Here is a 17257-nt window from a genome sequence, read left to right as displayed (position 1 = left end):
GGTTGGATTATTTCTTTTCCTCCACTTGTCTACTCGCCATCTCAATTGCATGTTTTACCATGTTTCCTGCATCACGTGAGCGAATACCGCCCCAGCCTTCTTTCTGTACTACATCATAGAAGCCAAGCTCTTTCGCGATTTCTACTTTCAATTGATCTGACATGACGCCTTTTCTCGCCATTATAGTTTCCTCCTTTGCGGCTGACACTTGTAGTGTGTGCTGTCCAAGGAAAACTACACTTCAGTTATGTAACAAAATAAAAAATCCGCCAGAACATTCCGGCGGATTCACTAGGAAATAAATTAAAATAGCATGATGAATTATTTGATGATAAAGGCCGTTTGGTCCGAACCATCAAGGACTGTTATTTCAACCGCTTCGGTTAAAATATCAGCATAGCTGTAAGAAACTCTTTCAAACGCATTGTCATCCTGATCCAACTCTACTACGAAAACGGCACGATACGTATCGCGCAAGACTCCAGCATGTTCAATCGTCTTCTTACGACCACCATTTGCTTTCAAGTGGAGACGTTTCCCTAAATGAGCGTCCAGTGACTTTTTAATGTCTGCTAATGTTTTTGGCATGTTACTTACACCTCACTAAATATAAGCATAACATTTTTACATGCGTTTGTCAACAAAATTTTTATTTTAACAGTTTGCCTATGTCTTTGTCAATCACTTTATGATGAATTTCACTAATTTTTCATATGAAATTGTCATTAATTTTATTCCGGTTTTAGCTTGCCAAAGTGAGGGTATAGTGCATTGGCCAGTTTGATGAACTCTGCAATCGATAATGTTTCCCCTCTTCTTATCGGATCTATACCTGATTGTTCAAATGCTTGTTGAATCAACTGCTTTTTTTCTCTTCCTTCAGGGAGTGAGGACTGAAGGTTGTTCCACAGCGTCTTGCGGCGATGCAAGAACGATCCTTGTGTCACAGTGAACAAGAAGTCTTCATCCGCTACAGGGGCGTGTGCCTCTTCTCTGCGCGTCAAACTAAGTACGGCTGACTCAACGTTCGGTTGCGGAATGAACACTGTCTTCGGGACAATCATAGATACTTCTGCATCCATATAGTACTGGACAGCGATTGATAATGAACCATATGCCTTCGTGCTAGGTACTGCTGTAATTCGATCTGCTACTTCCTTCTGCATCATAATGACAAGCTGACTTACGCGGGCTTTTTCCATTAAGAATTTCATAATAATCGGCGTTGTAATATAATACGGTAAATTGGCCACGACTACGATGTCTTCGTAGTCTGAAAACTGTTCTTCAATCACTTGATGAATATCCGCTTTTAGTACATCTTGGTGAATCACCGTGACATTCGGATAAGGTGACATCGTATCTTCAAGTACAGGTAACAGTCGGCCGTCTATTTCAAATGCTACAACCTTCCCCGCCTGTCGTGCGAGATGCTCTGTTAACGCACCGATTCCAGGTCCTACTTCAATGACTCCTGTATCTTTCGTGATCGCTGCATGAGAGACGATGTTATGCAATACGTTCGAATCTACCAAGAAGTTCTGACCTAAACTCTTCTTGAATGAAAACCCGTGTTTTTGCAAAATTTCTTTCGTTCTCACTGGCGTTGCTATGTCTTTATACATCTGTTTTCATTTCCTCCTCATCGAGAATTTGTATCGCTTCGTTCAACTTTGCGACAGAAATCCGGAACATCTCTAGCCGTTTCTTCAATCCTTTGCCGTTTACCTGTCCAATATGCAATAACTCCGACAGACGTTCTCTTCGTTTTCTGGAGTCCATGTGACCGATTAGTCTAGCCTCTAGTAAAGCCGACATCGGGATCTCTTCTATTGTATGCTCACTCACCGTATAAACAGAAGCCAAAGCTTGACGAATCGCTTCGTCATTCGCATGTTCAATTCCTACTCCACGTCCGTTTTTCGCTATAGTTTCTTTCTTCGGTAAAAATGCATGCTTTACATCGGGAATCTGTTCTTCGATAATTGCCCGAATACGTCGACCAGGAAAGTCCGGATCGGTAAAGACAATGACTCCTCGCGTCTGCTGCGCGTGGCGTATCCGCTCGATCGTCTTGTCTGATATCGCCGAACCGTTCGTTTCAATTGTATCCGCTCCTGTAGCACGTTTGACAGCCACCGTGTCGGATTTCCCTTCCACCACAACTACTTCTTCTATATTCACACTATTCCTCTTTTCTTACGATATCATTCTTACTATTTTACTGTGTTTTTTCGATTCTGTACAACCATACCGGCAGGAAACAGAAAAAACCGATAAGGGGAAGAGTTTTTCTTCTCCTTATCGGTATACCGCTATTAGTTGATGACTTTAATCTTTACTTGACGACGACCAAATGAATAAGCCGCTTCTTTTGTAGGCATGTGTAAATCGATACGGTTTCCTTTGATTGCTCCACCTGTATCTCCTGCGATTGCATAACCATAACCTTCCACCCAAACCTTAGATCCTAGTGGAATCACTCGTGGATCAACTGCAATTAATTTCATATTGGGGTTCGCGCGCAAGTTAATACCTGTCGCTGTGATTCCTGAACATCCATTACAATAAGCTGTATATGCACTCGCATTTGCGTAAAATTCTTTTCCACCGCTTGGCTCGCTACTGTTACCGCGTGAAACTGCTACTTGCGCTTTTGCTGGTGTACTTGAAGATTTTGCCGTTGCATTTGTAGATGCACTTGCAGTCGCTTTTGCTGGAGCCGGAGCTGCAGTTGCTACTTCTACTTTTGGCGCTTTAGCTCCTACATGAACTACTTTATGTGTAGGCTCTTCCACCATTGTCTTACCAACTAATTCACGAGAAACCACTTTTCCATTCTTTTTTGTAATTTGGAATTTCTTTTGTAGTTTACCCTTTTTTCCGTTAGTGACAACTTTCTCTTTACCTTGAAGCATCGTCATATCTGTTTTTCTTTTTGTTTTGAAGTCTGCCGTTTCTTCAACTACATCTGTGACTTTCTCTACACGTGCAATGTTAACTACAGCATTAGATGCCGTCAACTTTGCATTTGTGTCGCCTTCTACTTTATCCAAGTTTGAAAGACGGATATTTTGATCTGTCAAAAACTTTCTAACAGTAGTTTGCGTTGACCATACAGTACGCTCTTTTCCACCGTCTTTAACAGTAACCGGGAATGCTTTAGCAATCGCAATTGGTTGATTTTCTGTAATCTTCGTTTCTAGAGCTGGTTCAATTTCGTCATGTGTAGCAACTTCAATTTCTGCTGTTTTAAGTACATCATTTACGGTAGCTTCCGTTGTCCAAAGTTCTTGTGTCTTACCATCTACGTCAATTACTACTTTGTTTGCTTTTTGCCATTTGATCTCTGTATCGTTTTCAAGCGGCGTGTTAACTGTCGGTTCTACTAGGTCATGCTTTTGTACGTTTACGTCATTAGCCGCTAGTACTTCTCCAACTGTAGATGCTGCTGTACGTAATTCTATTTGCTTACCATTAAGGTCCATTGAGATGTTCTTCTTTTTTCCGTCAATCAATACGAGTGACGTTGTTGCTACGAATAATGCCATTGCCATTAATAAAATCCCAATGCGCATAAACTTAGTATTCTTCTGAGACATGTTAAAAAATTCCCCTTTCATTACTCGGCTGAGTATATAGCGTTTAAATTACACTGTCAAACTTCCAAACTACTAACCGTTCCTTACTAGAGACATTTCAGATCTGTAAGACAAATAATTGCCATAAGTCGTTCACTGAATCTTAAACAGTTGTAATGCATTTGCAGTCGTTTGCTTTGCTACTTCCTCAACCGACACTTCTTTCAACCGCGCAATTTCCTCCGCCACTAACGTGACATAGGCAGGTTCGTTGCGCTTCCCTCGATAAGGATGCGGTGTTAAATACGGTGCATCCGTTTCGATTAACAGCTTGTCTAGTGAAATCTTTGTCGCTACTTCTTTTGGCATTCTAGCATTCTTAAATGTTACAGGCCCACCTAGCGAGATAAGAAAATTCATTTCTATACATTGTTGGGCTGTTTCAACACTACCGCCGTAACAATGCATAATCCCACCGACTTCCGCCGCATTTTCTTCCTGAAGAATACGAACTACGTCGCCTGTTGCGTCGCGATTATGAATGATGATTGGCAACTCTACTTCCTTTGCCAGTCGTATCTGTTTACGGAATAACTCTTGCTGTATATCTTTCGGTGATTTATCCCAGTGGTAATCGAGACCGGTTTCTCCAATGCCGACAACTTTCGGATGGGCCGACAACTCCTTGATCCAGTGTAGATCATTTTCTGTGCAATCTACTGCATCAACAGGATGCCAACCAATAACACCATAGATGAATGGATATTGTTCTACTAACTCCATGGCTTTGTTGATAGTTTTTGTATCAAACCCAACTACGACCATTTTTTCTACGTTTGCATCAATTGCACGTTGAATGACTTCTTCCACGTCTTCTTCGTATTGATCTGCATTTAAGTGAACATGTGTATCAATAAACATAGTATCTCTCCTAACACTGTTTTCTATTCTATTGTCTTTGATTGTGTCTTTCATCTCAGTTGTATTACAGTTGTGTTACAAATAGATTGTTTATTCTGTTTAATAAACCAGAAACGCTTTACTACTAGACATGCTCAACCTTTAGGAAGTATATGGCAAACCTTTTGCTTTTATAGGTTTGTTGTAACATTTGTGACATAAAATTAAGCAAAGTGGGTATATCGCGGAAGCCGCCCGTAAGTACCGAGGGAAGGATAATGAATATTCCACTCTTTGCGTAAGCAGAACCATTCTCCTATAAAAATAGCCGACTAGAAAACCATCTGCAACAACATAACTCCGCATCCTACTATCCAATTCCTCACTTAATGCCTATACACAAAAAAACTGCCACCAGAAGTCGTTGAATGCGACCTCTCATGACAGCTTTATTACGTGATGAATTATTTTACTTGCGCACCATTCTCTAATGCAGGATCAACTGTTGCAAGTTTTAGCACGCCATCTTTTTCGCCTGCTAAAATCATACCTTGTGATAATTCTCCACGAAGTTTGACCGGCTTTAAATTCGCAACGACAATTACTTTCATGCCTACTAGATCCTCAGCATCGTAATGTTGCGCAATGCCCGACACTACTTGACGTTGCTCGTAGCCTAAATCAACTTGTAGCTTTAATAACTTGTCGGCTTTTGGCATTTTTTCACATGCCGTGACAGTAGCTACACGCATGTCTACATTCATGAATGCGTCAAACGTGATCTCATTCGTTTCCTCTTTCACTTCTTCCACCTTCTCTTCCACTTCAGCAGGTGCTGTGATCGCCATTTGCTGACGGATGTACTCAACCTCTACTTCTGCCTCCAGACGCGGGAAGATAGGAACGCCTTTGTTGATGACAGTTGTACCTGCAGGAATCGCATAGCCCTCATCTAGTGTATCCCATCCTAATGAATCTTTAGAAAGACCAAGTTGTTCTATCATCTGTTTCGGCGCGTTTGTCATAAACGGCTGCAAGAGTACCGCTGTATGATGAAGCGATAGCGCTAAGTGATACATAACTGACGCTAATTTCATGCGATCTTCCTCTGACTTCGCCAATACCCACGGTGATGTTTCATCAATATACTTATTTGTACGAGAAATTAATGCCCATACATCGGAAAGTACGACGCTGAACTGCATCTTTTCCATAGAAGCCTCATATTTCTTCACTGTATGCTGAATCATGTCGCGTAATGGTGCATCAAATTCAGTCGGTACAAGACCTTCCGTCAGAACTTCACCATTGAAGTATTTATTGATCATAGAGATCGTTCGGTTTAATAAGTTTCCTAAGTCATTCGCCAAGTCATAGTTAATACGCTCGACAAATGCCTCCGGTGAGAATACACCGTCTTGACCAAATGGTAATTCACGAAGCAAGAAGTAACGTGTAGCGTCTAGCCCATAACGTTCAACGAGCATTTCTGGGTAGACCACATTCCCTTTAGACTTGGACATCTTGCCATCTTTCATCATGATGAATCCATGTGCAAATACTTTCTTCGGCAATGGTAAATCGAGTGCCATCAAGAAGATTGGCCAATAAATTGTATGGAAACGAACGATATCTTTACCAACCACGTGAACATCCGCTGGCCAGTATTTATTGAATAAAGACTCGTCATCAGACATATAACCAAGAGCCGTAATGTAATTCGTCAATGCATCAACCCAGACATAAATAACATGTTTTGGATCCCCAGGCACTTTAATTCCCCAGTCGAACGACATACGGGAAACAGATAAATCTTCAAGTCCTGGCTTAATGAAGTTATTGATCATTTCATTCTTACGTGATTCAGGCTCAATGAACGTTGGGTTTTCTTCATAATACGTAAGTAAACGTTCTGCATACTTTTTCATATTGAAGAAGTATGATTCTTCCTCCACTCGATGAACCGGACGACCACAGTCTGGACAGTTCCCATCAACTAGTTGCGACTCGGTAAAATAAGATTCACACGGAACACATTTCCATCCTTCATACTTTCCTTTATAAATATCTCCATTTTCGAGAAACTTCTTAAATATCTTTTCAACAATTGACTTATGACGATCTTCCGTCGTACGGATCAAGTCGTCATAAGAGATATCCATCAGTTTCCACAGGTCTTTCGCGATGTCTGCAATGCCATCGACATATTTAATGGGAGACTGACCTTCCTCTTCTGCCTTTTCCTGGATCTTCTGACCGTGCTCGTCCATTCCAGTTAGAAATCTGACATCATAGCCACGTAAACGCTTATATCGCGCCATTGCATCCGATGCAATTGTCGTGTATGCCGTTCCTATATGAAATTTCCCACTTGGATAATAAATAGGTGTAGTGATATAAAACGTTTTTGATTGATTCTCCACGCGTAATTCCTCCAAATAATTAATGTATACTTTCATTTTATAGGATGTTGCACAAAAGTGCCATGTTCTCCTCCGAACCCTTATATTTTTATAACTTTCTTCAGCTTGCTCACTGCCCGTAATCCCCATACCTTTACCATCTCACATTTTTTACCTGTCAAAAAATTAATAAAAATTAATAGTGTTTATTTGAGTTATGATGATTGACGGTTATTGGAAGAGTTGGTATGATATTTAACAGACAAGAGAATCATGTCGAATTTTGACGAATGTTAAATTTGGAGTGTAGGGGGAATTTTTTCCATGAAGTCTACTGGAATTGTAAGAAAAGTTGATGAGCTAGGCCGTGTTGTGATACCGATTGAACTCCGTCGTACGCTCGGTATTGAGCAAAAAGACGCATTAGAAATATACGTGGACGACGACAAAATCATCTTGAAAAAGTACATGCCTAATATGACATGTTCTATTACGGGGGAAGTATCGGATGATAACCTTCGTTTGATCGACGGCAAGTTAATTTTGAGTCCTGAAGGCGCAAAACAATTGATGGATGAAATTCAAAATAAAATCAATTGATTTGTAAAAGTCCTGAACGTTTAACACGTTCAGGACTTTTTTGTCTTATTCTACGTGATATGCCTGATAAACATCTCGTTTACTTACCTCGCGAAGATCGGCTACCTCTTTTATCGCATCTTTCGAACGAATTTCTTTTTCTTCTATTATATGTTCAACATGCTCCTTGATTGACAAGTCTGTCCACCAGGCAGTCGCAACTTCCTGTTGGATGTCCTGATTACCTTCCACGACCAAACAGAACTCTCCTCTAATTTCATTGGAATCTGCCCACTCAATTGCTTCTGCAATTGTCCCTCTCAAGAATTCCTCAAATCGCTTCGTCAATTCGCGGGCCATTACAATCTTTCGTTCATCCCCAAACTGTTCTGCTAAGCCACGCAGTGTCTGTTTTAAACGATGAGGGGCTTCGTAAAACAATAAGGTTTCCTCATAGCGCTGTAATTTCTCGAGCTGGATTTTCAGCTCCTTCTTTTGACGCGATAGAAAGCCAAAAAACAAGAACGGTTGTGGTGTAATACCTGATGCTACTAATGCTGTAATGGCTGCGTTCGGTCCTGGAACAGGAACGACAGCAATTCCCTGTTCAATAGCCAATTCCACTAGATCTGCACCAGGATCTGAAATACACGGCATTCCTGCATCACTGACAATAGCAATATCCTTCCCTTCTTGAAGGAGTTCTATAATCTTTTCTCCCGCCACACGTGTATTGTGTTCATGATAGCTGATCATTTGTGTAGTAATCTCAAAATGATTACATAATTTTATCGTATTACGCGTGTCCTCCGCCGCAATATAATCTGCTTCCTGTAAGATTCGGACTGCACGGAATGTCATGTCCTCGAGGTTGCCGATTGGTGTGCCTACGATGAACAGCTTCCCGAACTCTGTTGCTTCGGCACTCTTTTGTGACGTAATCATGTGGACCGCTCCTTTTTTATATAGTGTTCTTTTTGTTTTCTGGTCAATTGCTTAAACTGATACTCTGCTTGCATCGCCTGTCGCTGCGTTTCAAACGATTCTTGATAAATGTACTTTACAGGTAAGCGCCCTCTCGTATATTTAGCACCTTTTCCTTCATTATGTACACGCAAGCGACGTTCTAAATCATTCGTATATCCAGCATAATACGATCCATCATTACATGTCAGCACATAGAAGAAGTGTTCATTCTTCTCCATACAATAGCTGCCTCACTTCTTCTGTATACTCCCCATTTTCGCGGTAGACATATAAAGGAGGTAGGATTTTCAGATCAGGTTTTCCATCCTTAATTGCTTCAATTAACAGTGTATTCGCATCTTTTCCTTCTTTCGGATAGACAAAACGAATGCGCTTTGGTTCCAGACGGTACTGTCTCATCGATGTAATGATGTCGAGAAGTCTGCCAGGCCGGTGGACAAAAGCCGCTTTTCCACCTTGCTTCAATAATTCACTTGCAGATTTCACTGCTTGATCTAATGTTAGCTCCACTTCATGCCTAGCGATCGTATAGTGCTCACTTTTATTTCTAGCACTTGCTTCATTTGCCGGGAAATAAGGCGGATTGCATGTTACGGTGTCATATACTTCGTAACCAATTTTCTTTGCAATCCCTATGACGTTTTCATGTTCAATTGTTATCTGTTCTTCGAGACCGTTAAGCGCTACGCTTCTGTGTGCCATATCCGCTAGCCGTTCTTGCAACTCAATACCGATGATTTCACCTTTTGTTCGAGCACTCATGAACAATGGGATTACACCATTCCCCGTACACAAATCCACAATCTTGCCTCCACGGATCGGCATATAGGCAAAACGCGCCAGCAGCACCGCATCTAGTGAAAAGGAAAAAACGGAAGGACTTTGAATAATCCGCAAGTCCTCTGCTAATAAATAATCCAATCGTTCGTCACTTTGTAGGTTCACAATCTACACTCCTTCAATCAAAAGAAAAAGCCAATACCTAAAAATAGGAATTGACCTCTCAACCGTTCTGTTTATTTAAGAATGACAGGCAGAATAGACAATCCTCGCCTTTACGACTGCTGCCATAGTGGACATTGCACACATGAAAACCTTCATTGTACAAACGAGCCAGATTGTCTACGCCTTCGCCCACATCAAGCTTCTTTGGACGTTCATCACGCGCGGCCTCTTCTATTTCTTGTGTAATCTTATCGATTTCATCGAGTCGCGTTCGTAGATGATGGTTTTCCAGACGAAGCGAGTGGTTTTCTTCAGTCATCTTTGCAACAAATCCAATGAGTTCCCTGAATTGTTTTTGCATAGAATCCAACTGTTGTTCAAAATCCATTACCCTGTCAAGGAAGTTCACTTCTTTCAACTGTTCCACCTCATCATTTAGTCAATTGAGCTGTTTCTTTCTGTAAATCCTCAATCTCACTCCACGCATATTCCACTACTCGTTCAAATGCCGGCATATTCACTTGAAGCACACGCTCCAATAAGTTCAGTCCGACTACCTTCCCTACTCCATCCTGTGTAACTACTTGTTTACCAAGATCGGGCATGAGTGCTTTCGCTTCTTCATATGCATCATTTTCATACTTCAAGCAACACATCAAGCGACCACACAGACCAGAAATTTTCGATGGGTTCAATGAAAGGTTTTGATCTTTCGCCATCTTAATAGACACTGGTTCAAAATCACCCAAAAATGTTGAACAGCAAAGCATTCTACCACATGGACCAATACCGCCTAGCATTTTTGCTTCATCACGCACACCGATTTGGCGCAATTCGATTCTCGTCCGGAAAATCGCAGCGAGATCTTTCACTAAGTTGCGGAAGTCTACTCGACCTTCAGCAGTGAAGTAAAAAACAATTTTATTACGATCAAATGTATATTCTACATCTACTAAACGCATATCTAATTGATGTTCCGCAATTTTTTCTACGCAGACATCAAATGCTTCATTAGCTTCTTGCTCATTCTCTTTGACGCGTTCACGATCACCCTCATCTGCAAGACGAATGATCTTTTTCAATGGCAAAACGACATCTTCATCATCTATTTCATTACTTCGACTGGCTACTTTACCGTACTCTACGCCTCTCGCGGTTTCCACAATGACATAGTCACCAATTTCAATCGGCATATCCAATGGGTCGAAATAATATAATTTTCCCGCCTTTTTAAAGCGGACGCCTACGACTTTAAACAAACAATAACCCCTCCTGCATAGTAAGCACCAATTGTTCTAGTAAAAGCGTACGATTCATATTTTGATGCAATCGTTTTTTCGCCTGCAAGACGGCATCTATTTTAACAGTTAAACTGCTATAAGTATTTTTGACAGAATGTCCTGTGAAGACTTCTACTTGATCGGGATAGGATATCGTCGACTGCAACCCTGCTTTTACCGCCACAATATCACGGTATGCGAAGAGAAGCAAATCGAGTCCTTGTTCACAATCACTTTTTTCCTTCATGGAAGGCATCCAATCTGTCTGAATGAACAGCAATGCCTCACCCGGAGTTCTCTGTTCGATTGCCTCTACTAATTTTAACACTAATTTCCGTCTCTGTACAAAGGAATCTTCTTGAGCCATTTCATAAGCTACTTCGACATTTGCTGTCATCATCGTTACAGTAGATGCCATAGAGGCTGTAACTCCTTTTTCCACAAGACTTTCAATACTATTCTGGCGATTCATTGGCTGTAGTGAAATTCGCTGACAACGTGATTGAATGGTCGGCAAAATGGATGGATAAGAATCTGTAAGTAAAATAGCTGTGACGCTTCCTTCAGGTTCTTCTAGGAATTTCAGCAATGTATTGGCTGCCGAAGCATTCATTCTTTCCGCATTAACAATCACATATACTTTTCGTCCTTCTTCATACCCTTTTTTCGTCATCTTCATAATTAATTCGGACATTTGATCCTTTTTGATATCCTGTCCGTCGGGTCTAATCCATACTAAGTTCGGATGGTTACCCGATTCTATACGTTTACACGAATGACATGTTTCACATGGAACATTTTCTTTCGGATTCATGCATAATAGCAGTTTTGTGAAATATTGTGCAATCGCTTCTTTGCCAGCCCCATTTGAACCGTCAAAAATATAGGCATGTCCAATACGCTGTCTTCGGTGAATCATAGTTAATTTATCAATAACCTGCTTCTGAGACTGCAATGCATGGTCGTGCAACTTCTGTGACATGCAAGCTCCTCCTTAGTTAGTAAAGATGTTGCAAAAAACCCCGTGCTACATGTGAGTGCGGCACGGGATCACGTATATAAATTGATCAGAAGACCTTTGATTTCACCTATTTTGGCGAGTAAATCAATGGATGACGCTTCTTCATCCAACAGTGCTTCCGTCAACGCGATTAGTTTTTCATCTATTGTTTGGACAAGTTTTAATCGGCGGCCTTCACCGAATTGGTTCCATGTATGAGATTGTGTTAGCTCAATACCTGAATCTACCGCTTCTTTCAAAAAACGTTTAATCAACATCTTGTACTTCGCCATATCACGTAAATTCCGGGACCTAGCGAGTCGATCCCCCGCACTTGAGATATCCCCAAACAACCGTGCGATCTGTTCTCCTTGCAGACGAGATCCTTGTTTTTCTACCATTTGTCCAAACTTGGCATTACCTTGTGCATGCCGAAGAGGGTCAGGCGGTAACTTATCCATCCCTGTACGGTATTCACCATTGACTTTCATCAGCATTCACCTCTAGATTAAAAATGGTGGAACTGTTCAATTGGCAAGACGAATACAGTAGCTCCGCCTACTTCTACTTCAATTGGATACGGAATATATGAATCCGCATTACCACCCATTGGTGAAACCGGTGCGACCATTTGATCGCGGGAACGGCAATTATCACGAATTAAATCCAGTGCTTTGGAGACTAACTCATCTTCCACACCCATTAGAAACGTTGTGTTACCAGCGCGAAGAAATCCACCTGTACTGGCTAACTTTGTATTCCGAAAATCACTTTTAGTCAATGCAGAAGATAATCGGTTACTATCTTGGTCCTGTACCACTGCTACAATCAGTTTCAATGTACTCTCCCCTTTTCCGATTTCTTATAAAAACATGTTTCTTTTTTATTATATCATGAATTCTTATGTAAGTTGACTTCTGAACTTACAATTTGCCAAACATTTTCAATTACTTGTGCTGGTAATTGTTGTGCGTCCACCACCTGGATTCGCCCTTCATCCCGAAGCATTACTTCTTGATAGCCTTTATACACTTGTTCATGAAACTCCAGTTTTTCCAAATCTAGACGGTTCTGTTCACGCTCTTGATCTTTCCATATACGGGCTAGCCCCACTTCGGGCGGCACATCGAAGAAGATGGTGCAATCCGGCATATATTCCTCAATCGCGAACAAGTTGATTGCCAGAACTTCGTTGATGCCAAGTTTACGTGCAACCCCTTGATAAGCCAATGAACTATCAATGAAACGATCGCATAGCACGATTTTATTCTGCTTGAGTGCAGGGATGATTTTCTCTACTAAATGTTGTCTCCGCGCAGCTGCATACAGCAACGCTTCCGTCTTACCGTCCATCGCACTGTGGTTTGAGTCCAAAATGACTTCACGGATTTTTTCTGCTATAGGAATGCCACCTGGTTCTCGTGTCATGACTACATCTTGTCCTTGTGCTTTTAGGCGCTCTGCAATTTCTTGCAATACAGTCGTCTTGCCAGCCCCTTCTGGTCCTTCAAAACTAATGAATAATCCTGCCATCTTGTTATCCCCTATCTATTCAACAACTACTTTTATTTGTTTCGTCTCTTTATTAATTGCTCCTTGAAATCTACAGCCCGCCATTAATAGATCATCTATTTGTTCCATGTGTTCATGGCTAATACGCTCTCCTGCACATAAAAGTGGAATGCCTGGCGGATACGGAATAATCGCATCCGCCGCCACTCTGCCAGTGGCGCTCTGCATGTTTAGCCATTCCATATCCATCGTATGAAGCTGACTTGCTGTATATACTACCGTTGACGGAGAACTCTTTGATAAATAGTTGTGGATCCGCACTGAAGTAGTTTTTTTCTCCGCTAAGCAGTTCATCGCTACCTTAAATTTGTCCACCACGTCAATGTAGCGTTTTCCATCCCCTACTTTCACTAAAGGCAGGACAAGCAACACTTGGTATAGATCGGCCAACTCCGGATAAATATCCTGATGCTCCAAGGCCTCTTGCAAGACGTACCCCGTATGACCTGTTGCGCGTATGAGTAACTTCAGTTGATCGTCAGTTTCCACTACTTCAACGCCCGCCATGTTGCACAAATCTCGAATTAAATTCCTTCTATATAATTGAAAGCTTTCAAAGTCTTTTTCATCATATGTCTCTGCATAATACCTTGCATCATCCAAAGATGCCATCAATAAATAAGATGGACTGCTGGACTGTAACATCTGGAGGTAATGTGCGACTCTTTCCATCTTCACAAATTGCGAATGTATATGTAAAAAAGAGGCCATAGTCATCGCGGGTAATGTTTTATGCGCTGAATGAACGACCAGATCTGCTCCGAGTTCGAGTGCGCTCGTTGGAAATGCATCATGTACTATAAAATGTGCCCCATGCGCTTCATCAACTAGAACCGGTATGCTAGAACTATGACACACTTCTATAATCTGTTCTAAATCTTTATTTAGTATTCCGTAATAAGTAGGCGTCGTGAAGACGGCTGCTTTTACATTTGGATACTGTGTAAGGGCCTCTTTTACGGTCTTCAAAGATACCGTTCCAGCCGTTTGTGTCAGTTCATCCCAATCTGGGGATAGAAACACCGGGTTGGCCCCTGTCAGTTCCAGTGCATTGAATATCGATTTATGTGCATTGCGTTGTACCATTACTAAGTCACCCGGTCGAACGGTTGCATACAGCATAGCCAGGTTTCCAACAGTCGAACCATTCACTAGAAAGAAACTCCGTTCACTACCGTAAAGACATGCCAACTTGTCTTCTGCTTCTTTAATGGCTGCTGACGGTTCATGCAAGTCATCAAGTCCTGTAAGCTCCGTCAAGTCGTAGGCGAGTGCTTGACGCACAGCAACTGGCAAATTGGATAATGCGCCACCTTTATGTCCGGGCACATGGAATGATACAGGTTTCCGGTCATGAAAGTTCTGCAAGGCTTGCACAAGTGGACGATCTTGATACTTCATCTATTACGCACTCCTTTACTTTCATTTAGTATAGCAAAAAGCGACACTCCTGAGTAAAGGAGAATCGCTTTTAAAATAGCTTGTGTTCGTGATCTTACATTTGATTTCTCATATATCGAAGTCAAGTAGATACGTACACTCTCCTTCGTTAAAGAAGAATTTCTGGCTGTCTTTTTTTATGCGTTTATCTAATACATGAGATGAAATTACTTCTCGTTCAAGTGGTGTCAGAAGATTTAGGATTGGATTCTGTTCTAATGTCGCCTGTACTAAGCGTTCTACATAGAAATAGGGGACCTGGGTCCAATTCATATACTGTTGTTGCTCACGAATTTTTACATATCCCTTTAACATTAATTCTATATTCTCTTCCTCCATGAATAATTGCGTATAATCGTATTCTTTACTATAAGTCATAGCATCATGTAATGACTGAGTCATCTTTAGCCAGTGTTCTTGATGGGCGTAACACGAGCTCTCCAAGATCATCGCTTCGACGATAGTCTCGGTTTGCCCTTCCTGTAACGCTTCGATTTTCACTTGTATTACTTTCTTCAATGCCTCTTCCCATTTCCCTTTCATAATCAATAGTCTTGCTTCTATAAGTGTGATAAATGGATGTTGTGGAAGTCCCTCCAGGTTAGCCTCCCGCGCTTTCAAGAAGGCAGCATCTGCTTCTTCTAGACAATCTTGCCTCAAGTAGAGGAGTGCTTCGGAAGCATATAAAAACCTTTTCCAGTAACTATCTTCTGTATAAGACAAAGCACTCTTCAACGCTCCATGCGCTATTTCTATCTCGCCATCTGCCATATACAGCTTACAACTTAGCACGTACATAGGAATTAGCAGACCTGGATCTTGGAAATGATGAGCTAAAAGAAGTGCTTCTACTTGGTGTTCTCTAGCTTCTTTCATTAAGCCTTTCACATACAATGTTTCCGCTTGAATTCCGTGATAATAACCGATAATGGAAAGTTTATTTCCTAGGCAAGGTTGTCGGTCCAGTCGTAATAGCTGGTATTCGCAGTTTGCCACCTTTTTATAAGAACCTAATGGTGTTCGTGATAATATAGGCTCCTTTTTATTAAACTGAATTGGCATGAAAAATAGCTTGGAGCTCTTCTCTACATGAAGATCATATCCTTTTTGCAGCCACCGCCCTACTTCTGTTACACCACCCATTTGAATGATTGTGATGTAGGACTTAATTAAGAAATAATCGTATGCCGCAGATTGACTTCTTAAGGTAAAAGCATCCCATTTTTTTCGATTTTCCTTCGATGTCATTTGTTTTGCGATATTATCCGCTGCATCCACTTGATGCTCGGCTAGAAGAGAAAAAGCATATAGTAGCTGAAGATCTAAGCCTAATGGAATATGAGCTTTTTCAAATTCATGGCACCAAGAAATGAAAGCTGAAGTTTCTCGATTCTTTATAATATCTTCACCATGATTCATCATCCAAGTGCTTGCCAGTGGATACGCCTTTCCTATCAATGCATGGGTAATTGCTCGCACAATATCACCTTGCCGGAAATATATGCCGGATGCTTTTTTATGCAGTTCTAATACAAAGTCCTTTGAATAGTTTTTTTGCAAGCTTTGCCTTAATGCTACTGCGAAAAGAGGATGATAACGGTAATATGTGTCTTTTTGTGTAATCTTTTCAATGAAGAATCCCTTTTCCTCTAGATTTTGTAAATGAATTAGGCTTTCTTTAGTTTCTAGTAATGCATCGCATACTTTTTGATCCATGATGTCTAGAATCGATGTTGCTAAGAGAAAATTCTGTGCCGAACTTGAAAATTCACTCCATAAATCATTCATTAAAACATTCATAGAGTGTTGTTGATGCTGGTCAGATTGTAGCTGATCACACGTATCTTGAGACTGCAGAACGTTTCGTAATCCTGCAGGCCAACCTTCTGTCTGAATATATTTCTTCCACATTGATTGTTGCTGTTGGGGTTGATGTTTGACATATATTTTCATATCTTCAACTGTAAATCGTAAATGCTGTTTCTTAACTTCAGTAACAGTGAATAAGGATTTCCAAAGTGCTAGTGTAAAGGGAGGGAGATGGCGACTTGCGAAGCAAATCTTCAATGATTCTGGAAGATCCATTACAAAATACTGGATCATTCCCAAGAGTTCTGGAGCAGTAATATGATGGAAATCATCGATAATTAATCGAACCGGCTTGGTCATTACACTGCCTAGTGCTTTGTAGAAATCCCACATTACGTCCAGTTCATTACGGTCTGCATTGGCCAGTTTCTGCTGTAGTTTCTCCTGTGGTAGCAAATTACACGCCGAGTAGACTGTGTAGACGATATACCGAAAAAAGTGAACTGCCTCATTATCGGTCTTATCGACCGTCAACCATGCAACGTTTTCATCCAATTTATTCGACCAATGAGTTAAAAACATCGTCTTTCCATAACCTGTTGGAGCAGTAATGAACAGTACCTTTGATTGCAACGCTTCCTTTTGAACAGAGATCATATTCTCTCCGTTAATCCACTCTTCATGCAGTACGGGTTTTTTTATTTTTGAGGCTAATAATACAACCATGACCATCACATCCTTATTGATAGTAGTTTACTTTGT

Annotated in this window: 19 protein-coding genes; 1 reads left to right on the top strand and 18 read right to left on the bottom strand. The window is 41.1% G+C overall.

Translation table 11 applies throughout. From position 1 onward, the window contains the following. Positions 1-7 precede the first annotated feature (7 nt). The 7 genes from CSV64_RS12240 to metG form a co-directional block, all read right to left on the bottom strand. Entirely contained in the window at positions 8-181 is a 174-nt protein-coding gene (locus tag CSV64_RS12240) for a small, acid-soluble spore protein, alpha/beta type (protein WP_085427746.1), read from the bottom strand. 140 nt (positions 182-321) lie between these two features. Continuing rightward, positions 322-588 carry a biofilm formation stimulator Veg gene (veg, locus tag CSV64_RS12235; protein WP_029054863.1) on the bottom strand — a complete coding sequence of 89 codons (267 nt, stop codon included), beginning with the start codon at positions 586-588 and terminating at the stop codon, positions 322-324. Positions 589-731: 143 nt separating this feature from the next. Further along, positions 732-1625 (bottom strand): 16S rRNA (adenine(1518)-N(6)/adenine(1519)-N(6))-dimethyltransferase RsmA, encoded by an 894-nt coding sequence (rsmA, locus tag CSV64_RS12230; protein WP_099634814.1) that lies wholly within the window; start codon positions 1623-1625, stop codon positions 732-734. Beyond that, a complete protein-coding gene (gene rnmV, locus CSV64_RS12225; protein ID WP_099634813.1) occupies positions 1618-2184 on the bottom strand; it encodes a ribonuclease M5 in 567 nt (188 codons plus the stop codon). The genes rsmA and rnmV overlap by 8 nt, the downstream gene beginning before the upstream one ends. Positions 2185-2318: 134 nt before the next feature. Beyond that, entirely contained in the window at positions 2319-3602 is a 1284-nt protein-coding gene (locus CSV64_RS12220) for a G5 and 3D domain-containing protein (RefSeq protein WP_233190460.1), read from the bottom strand. Between the two features lie 132 nt (positions 3603-3734). Beyond that, positions 3735-4502 (bottom strand): TatD family hydrolase, encoded by a 768-nt coding sequence (locus CSV64_RS12215; protein ID WP_099634811.1) that lies wholly within the window; start codon positions 4500-4502, stop codon positions 3735-3737. Between the two features lie 443 nt (positions 4503-4945). Continuing rightward, positions 4946-6940, bottom strand: coding sequence for a methionine--tRNA ligase (metG, locus tag CSV64_RS12210; protein ID WP_099634810.1), 1995 nt, complete (start codon positions 6938-6940; stop codon positions 4946-4948). Between the two features lie 267 nt (positions 6941-7207). Here metG and CSV64_RS12205 point away from each other — a divergent pair, with 267 nt between their 5' ends. Next, a complete protein-coding gene (locus CSV64_RS12205) occupies positions 7208-7483 on the top strand; it encodes a transition state genes transcriptional regulator AbrB (RefSeq protein ID WP_029054857.1) in 276 nt (91 codons plus the stop codon). 45 nt (positions 7484-7528) lie between these two features. Here the strand turns inward: CSV64_RS12205 and rsmI are convergent, their stop codons facing one another. The 11 genes from rsmI to CSV64_RS12150 all read right to left on the bottom strand — a co-directional run bounded on the left by rsmI (position 7529) and on the right by CSV64_RS12150 (position 17221). Then, positions 7529-8404 carry a 16S rRNA (cytidine(1402)-2'-O)-methyltransferase gene (rsmI, locus tag CSV64_RS12200; RefSeq protein WP_099634849.1) on the bottom strand — a complete coding sequence of 292 codons (876 nt, stop codon included), beginning with the start codon at positions 8402-8404 and terminating at the stop codon, positions 7529-7531. Further along, positions 8404-8667: a GIY-YIG nuclease family protein gene (locus CSV64_RS12195; protein WP_085132302.1), complete on the bottom strand. Its 264-nt coding sequence runs from the start codon at positions 8665-8667 to the stop codon at positions 8404-8406. Before CSV64_RS12195 ends, rsmI begins: the two co-directional genes overlap by 1 nt. Further along, positions 8654-9397: a tRNA1(Val) (adenine(37)-N6)-methyltransferase gene (locus tag CSV64_RS12190; protein WP_099634809.1), complete on the bottom strand. Its 744-nt coding sequence runs from the start codon at positions 9395-9397 to the stop codon at positions 8654-8656. Before CSV64_RS12190 ends, CSV64_RS12195 begins: the two co-directional genes overlap by 14 nt. Before the next feature lie 55 nt (positions 9398-9452). After that, entirely contained in the window at positions 9453-9812 is a 360-nt protein-coding gene (yabA, locus tag CSV64_RS12185; RefSeq protein ID WP_099632507.1) for a DNA replication initiation control protein YabA, read from the bottom strand. 13 nt (positions 9813-9825) lie between these two features. After that, on the bottom strand, positions 9826-10653 hold the full coding sequence (locus CSV64_RS12180; protein WP_099634808.1) for a PSP1 domain-containing protein: 828 nt from the start codon (positions 10651-10653) through the stop codon (positions 9826-9828). Next, the gene (gene holB / locus CSV64_RS12175; protein ID WP_099634807.1) at positions 10646-11656 is read right to left on the bottom strand and encodes a DNA polymerase III subunit delta'; all 1011 of its coding nucleotides are present in this window, start codon (positions 11654-11656) and stop codon (positions 10646-10648) included. Before holB ends, CSV64_RS12180 begins: the two co-directional genes overlap by 8 nt. Before the next feature lie 68 nt (positions 11657-11724). Then, positions 11725-12165 (bottom strand): YaaR family protein, encoded by a 441-nt coding sequence (locus CSV64_RS12170; protein WP_099634806.1) that lies wholly within the window; start codon positions 12163-12165, stop codon positions 11725-11727. Between the two features lie 17 nt (positions 12166-12182). Beyond that, positions 12183-12512, bottom strand: a complete 330-nt coding sequence (locus tag CSV64_RS12165) for a cyclic-di-AMP receptor (protein ID WP_009499399.1) — start codon at positions 12510-12512, stop codon at positions 12183-12185. Between the two features lie 53 nt (positions 12513-12565). After that, the gene (tmk, locus tag CSV64_RS12160; protein WP_099634805.1) at positions 12566-13207 is read right to left on the bottom strand and encodes a dTMP kinase; all 642 of its coding nucleotides are present in this window, start codon (positions 13205-13207) and stop codon (positions 12566-12568) included. A gap of 15 nt (positions 13208-13222) precedes the next feature. Next, on the bottom strand, positions 13223-14647 hold the full coding sequence (locus tag CSV64_RS12155; RefSeq protein ID WP_099634804.1) for an aminotransferase class I/II-fold pyridoxal phosphate-dependent enzyme: 1425 nt from the start codon (positions 14645-14647) through the stop codon (positions 13223-13225). A gap of 108 nt (positions 14648-14755) precedes the next feature. Then, positions 14756-17221, bottom strand: coding sequence for a winged helix-turn-helix domain-containing protein (locus CSV64_RS12150; RefSeq protein ID WP_099634803.1), 2466 nt, complete (start codon positions 17219-17221; stop codon positions 14756-14758). Between the last annotated feature and the right edge of the window lie 36 nt (positions 17222-17257).

Source organism: Sporosarcina sp. P32b, from assembly GCF_002743335.1.
Classification (GTDB): Bacteria; Bacillota; Bacilli; order Bacillales_A; family Planococcaceae; genus Sporosarcina.
This window is presented reverse-complemented; position numbering and strand designations above follow the sequence as displayed.

Bases quoted from the DNA above. Each gene is read 5' to 3' on its own strand.
- CSV64_RS12240 (WP_085427746.1), bottom strand. From the start codon at position 181: ATGGCGAGAAAAGGCGTCATGTCAGATCAATTGAAAGTAGAAATCGCG.
- veg (WP_029054863.1), bottom strand. From the start codon at position 588: ATGCCAAAAACATTAGCAGACATTAAAAAGTCACTGGACGCTCATTTA.
- rsmA (WP_099634814.1), bottom strand. From the start codon at position 1,625: ATGTATAAAGACATAGCAACGCCAGTGAGAACGAAAGAAATTTTGCAA.
- CSV64_RS12220 (WP_233190460.1), bottom strand. From the start codon at position 3,602: ATGTCTCAGAAGAATACTAAGTTTATGCGCATTGGGATTTTATTAATG.
- CSV64_RS12215 (WP_099634811.1), bottom strand. From the start codon at position 4,502: ATGTTTATTGATACACATGTTCACTTAAATGCAGATCAATACGAAGAA.
- metG (WP_099634810.1), bottom strand. From the start codon at position 6,940: ATGAAAGTATACATTAATTATTTGGAGGAATTACGCGTGGAGAATCAA.
- CSV64_RS12205 (WP_029054857.1), top strand. From the start codon at position 7,208: ATGAAGTCTACTGGAATTGTAAGAAAAGTTGATGAGCTAGGCCGTGTT.
- CSV64_RS12195 (WP_085132302.1), bottom strand. From the start codon at position 8,667: ATGGAGAAGAATGAACACTTCTTCTATGTGCTGACATGTAATGATGGA.
- holB (WP_099634807.1), bottom strand. From the start codon at position 11,656: ATGTCACAGAAGTTGCACGACCATGCATTGCAGTCTCAGAAGCAGGTT.
- CSV64_RS12170 (WP_099634806.1), bottom strand. From the start codon at position 12,165: ATGAAAGTCAATGGTGAATACCGTACAGGGATGGATAAGTTACCGCCT.
- tmk (WP_099634805.1), bottom strand. From the start codon at position 13,207: ATGGCAGGATTATTCATTAGTTTTGAAGGACCAGAAGGGGCTGGCAAG.
- CSV64_RS12155 (WP_099634804.1), bottom strand. From the start codon at position 14,647: ATGAAGTATCAAGATCGTCCACTTGTGCAAGCCTTGCAGAACTTTCAT.
- CSV64_RS12150 (WP_099634803.1), bottom strand. From the start codon at position 17,221: ATGGTTGTATTATTAGCCTCAAAAATAAAAAAACCCGTACTGCATGAA.